This window comes from Chamaesiphon sp. OTE_20_metabat_361 (genome assembly GCF_031364565.1).
Genome location: NZ_JANLWO010000882.1, coordinates 1 through 3,398 on the forward strand (window position 1 = coordinate 1; position 3,398 = coordinate 3,398).

General features: G+C 44.8%; 4 protein-coding genes. 2 read left to right on the forward strand and 2 right to left on the reverse strand.

What is annotated here, in order from left to right:
• Together RMO35_RS24750 and RMO35_RS24755 are read right to left on the reverse strand one after the other, a co-directional pair.
• On the reverse strand, nucleotides 1–1,170 hold a 1,170-nt coding region (locus RMO35_RS24750; protein WP_309745353.1), incomplete at its 3' end, for a fatty acid desaturase.
• A gap of 291 nt (nucleotides 1,171–1,461) precedes the next feature.
• Nucleotides 1,462–2,085: an exopolysaccharide biosynthesis protein gene (locus tag RMO35_RS24755; protein ID WP_309745356.1), complete on the reverse strand. Its 624-nt coding sequence runs from the start codon at nucleotides 2,083–2,085 to the stop codon at nucleotides 1,462–1,464.
• 251 nt (nucleotides 2,086–2,336) lie between these two features.
• Here RMO35_RS24755 and RMO35_RS24760 point away from each other — a divergent pair, with 251 nt between their 5' ends.
• Entirely contained in the window at nucleotides 2,337–2,831 is a 495-nt protein-coding gene (locus RMO35_RS24760; RefSeq protein WP_309745358.1) for a universal stress protein, read from the forward strand.
• 57 nt (nucleotides 2,832–2,888) lie between these two features.
• Entirely contained in the window at nucleotides 2,889–3,365 is a 477-nt protein-coding gene (locus RMO35_RS24765; RefSeq protein ID WP_309745360.1) for a universal stress protein, read from the forward strand.
• The last annotated feature ends 33 nt before the right edge of the window (nucleotides 3,366–3,398 follow it).

Here is a 3,398-nt window from a genome sequence, read left to right on the forward strand (position 1 = left end):
CGCTGATTCGGTTCGAGAGAGTGGCAGCAAGTAGTGTCGATTCCGAATATCTTGAGGGTCAACCGCGCCAATTGTCGAAGGATGCCGACTTAGCTCGATCGTTTCGTGCAGATAACCTTTGCCCTGAAGCATCAGTGGCAAGCCATTCCGTTGTAAAACTTCCTGAATGCGCTCGAATGCCACGGGCAAGCGATTGAAGGGGATGTCTGGGAACGCATGATGAACGGCATGATAATTCAGTCCGCCCATCAGCCAGCCGACTCCAGGATAGGTGTCTAGGTTGCGACAGGCGTAGAGTTGCGTCAATTGATAGCCGCCAGTTTGTCCCCACATGCCATAGTGTTCCAATCGATCGCGCATCTGGGCAATCGCGCCAATCGTTCGCTCCAAAATCAGCCAGAACAGCAGATAGCGACCGATTTCACCGCGTTGACTAAAAAATACCAGTAATCCACATTGGATCGTGAGTATGCCCATCAGATCGAGCCAGAACTGTCTTTGCAATTGCGGCAGTACAGTTCTCAATTTCCAGCCATGGATCGACGTTTTGAAAATCAACCCGATGCCACCGAGGACAAACATATCTAATAGCCCCTGATGGCAGACATACCAGCGCAGGATGGGATTTGCCCGTTGGTACTCAGCTTGCGTCCACTGCACGCGCTCTGGGTCGCGCAGGTCGATTCCATTCCAGCCGTGATGCAAGCGATGTAGTAGCGTATACGTGCCATAGGGCCAGAGCATCGGCCAGGTGGTCAGACGGGGCAAAATTGTCTCAAACCACGGCCAGCCCGTGAGGGTGTAGTGAACCGTATCGTGACTACAGATAATCCAGAACGCATAAAAGATGCCTGCGATTGCCGTAATTGCCATGAAAGCGAACAGATTGTTGACTGACCAGGCTAGTGCCATTAAACCAATTACGATCGCGCCAATCGTCACAAACCGGAATAGGCCAACCAGAGGATCGACCTGACGTAAATCGGCACTTGCGGTATGCAGTTCTGTTGTAAGCGTGTCTGAAGCCGAAATACTACTCATACCGTACCTTCTATCTAAACGCACTGCTACAGAGTTAATATCATTTCGCTGTTCGACTATTGTCAATCCCTCACCTATCGTACTCATAATTAATTGCAAGGTAGGGCGATCGAATTTCAGAATTGACATCACGTAGAAAATGCTAACAGCGCGAGTTGGCAAGCTTTCCATTCACCTTTGACACCAACATTCATTTTGTCGCATCGACCCCGATCGCGACCGTCGGGTTGAAAAAAGCGGCAATTTCGACAGAAGATTGGGGTAGGGCACATATGAATTCTTATTGTTTTTATTCAAGTCAATTGCTCTAAATAAAGCTGTGAAGATTTACCAGAGGTTATGTAGCTGTCAAAAAATTTATATTAACTTTGACTTCATCCACAGTCATTGAACCAAATGAATATGAGGAAGTTGTGAGTATTAAATTTTGAGAATTAAAACTTGCCACCACTGATGTGCTAATTGCCAAATTGTCCCCGCAATACTGGCAAAGAAGATCGTTGTCGCCACAGTCATCCCATAGCCGATGAGAATAAATAATCCATCAAATTCTAGCAGCCCGATCGCCAGAACTAAAATCGTATAAGCTGGGACGAGGTTGGTAAGTGGAATTGGTAACGGTAGCGACATCAATAGCGCGTCCCAAGCCAAACAAGCTCCCGTAATTCGATATCCCCACCCACTATTACTAAACCGCGAAAATCGATGTCTGGACATCTTTTCTAATGGTTTAAGCAACCGATTAATATTTTTGAGTAATTTTTGAGAAGCCGCAGGCGATAGTTCGATCTGCGCGATTCGCTGAGGTAAGTAGGGTTTTTCGTAGCCTAATGCCAATTGACAGCCGACCAGGATAATCCCAATTCCAACTAATGCCGAAAATCCGGGTAAGGGGATAGGGAGCGGAATGAGCATGGGCATGGTTAAGATCCCCGCGATCGTCCCAAATCCACTATTTCCTACTTGTTTTAGGACTACCGATAATGGCAATGGTCGATCGGTATATTCAACTAATAATTGAGCTAGTATTTGAGATAGTTTCATTCGACATATTTAATCGTCTAGTCAAGCTGATATTACTACCAATAGATCTTACTGGTAAGCCTTCACCATTTAAAAATCGAGAAGCTGAATGCAATCGGTCAGTATAAGTATAATTCTATTATAGATCTACAAGCTGAGAAAGTTGTCAATATTTAACAATCGGATTAAATTTTTTAATTATATTAAAATTTATATGGCGATCGATAATACTGGTGTAAAATTAGATTAGTTGTTGATGAGGTACGGTCTAAATGTTGCAAAAAATCTTAGTTGCAATTGGCGATCTCCCTGATTCGGAGCAAATCTTTACCGCAGGGTTTGCACTAGCTCAGAAGCTTGATGCCGAGCTGCTACTTTTACACGTCCTCAATCCAATAGTGCCGCACGGTTTGAGTAATATGCCTAGTCCATTAGTGGGTGGGATTCTACCGATGATAAACGAGGTGGAGATCGATCGATACACCAAGGCATGGAAAGAATACGAACGCTTGGGGATCGAACGGCTTCAGGTTTATACAAAGCGGGCAAAAGAGGGTAATATTAGAGCCGAGATTTTGCAGAACTACGGTGACTCTGGGCCGCTAATTTGTGAAGCCGCCAAAAATTGGTCGGCGGATGCAATTGTGATGGGGCGAAATCAGAAATCGATGTTGAGTGAAGTTTTTCTTGGTAGCACTAGCAACTATGTTTTACATCATGCAGCTTGCTCGGTCATGGTGATTCAGTTACCAACACTCGCAAGCTAGCTGTACGCGATATTAATGAGACATTGACCTTGATATTATTAATGAGGAAAAACCAAAATGTTTGACAAAATCTTAATCGCAATTGGTAACTCTGCTGAATCCCAAATAGTCTTAGGGTCGGGATTGACTTTGGCAGAAAAACTCGGTGCTAAAGTGTTACTTTTACATGTCATGAGTCCGTTGACATCGACTAGTTTTAGTCCATTAGTTGGTGGGATGTTTCCGATCGTCAATGATGTAGCGATCGAACAATATACTAAGGAATGGAAAGAGTCCGAACGCCAAGGACTCGAACATCTCCAGGGTTATGCCAAGCAAGCAAAAGAGCTTGGCATCGACGCGGAGATTTCTCAAAACTTGGGTGATGCAGGTCGGATGATTTGTGAAGTCGCCAAAAGTTGGTCGGCGGGTGCAATTGTGATGGGACGAAATCAGAAATCGATGTTGAGTGAAATCTGGTTGGGTAGCACTAGCAATTATGTTTTACATCACGCACCTTGTTCGACGCTTGTGATTCAGTTACCAGCAGTATGAAGTGGATAGTGGATAGTGGATAGTGGATAGTGG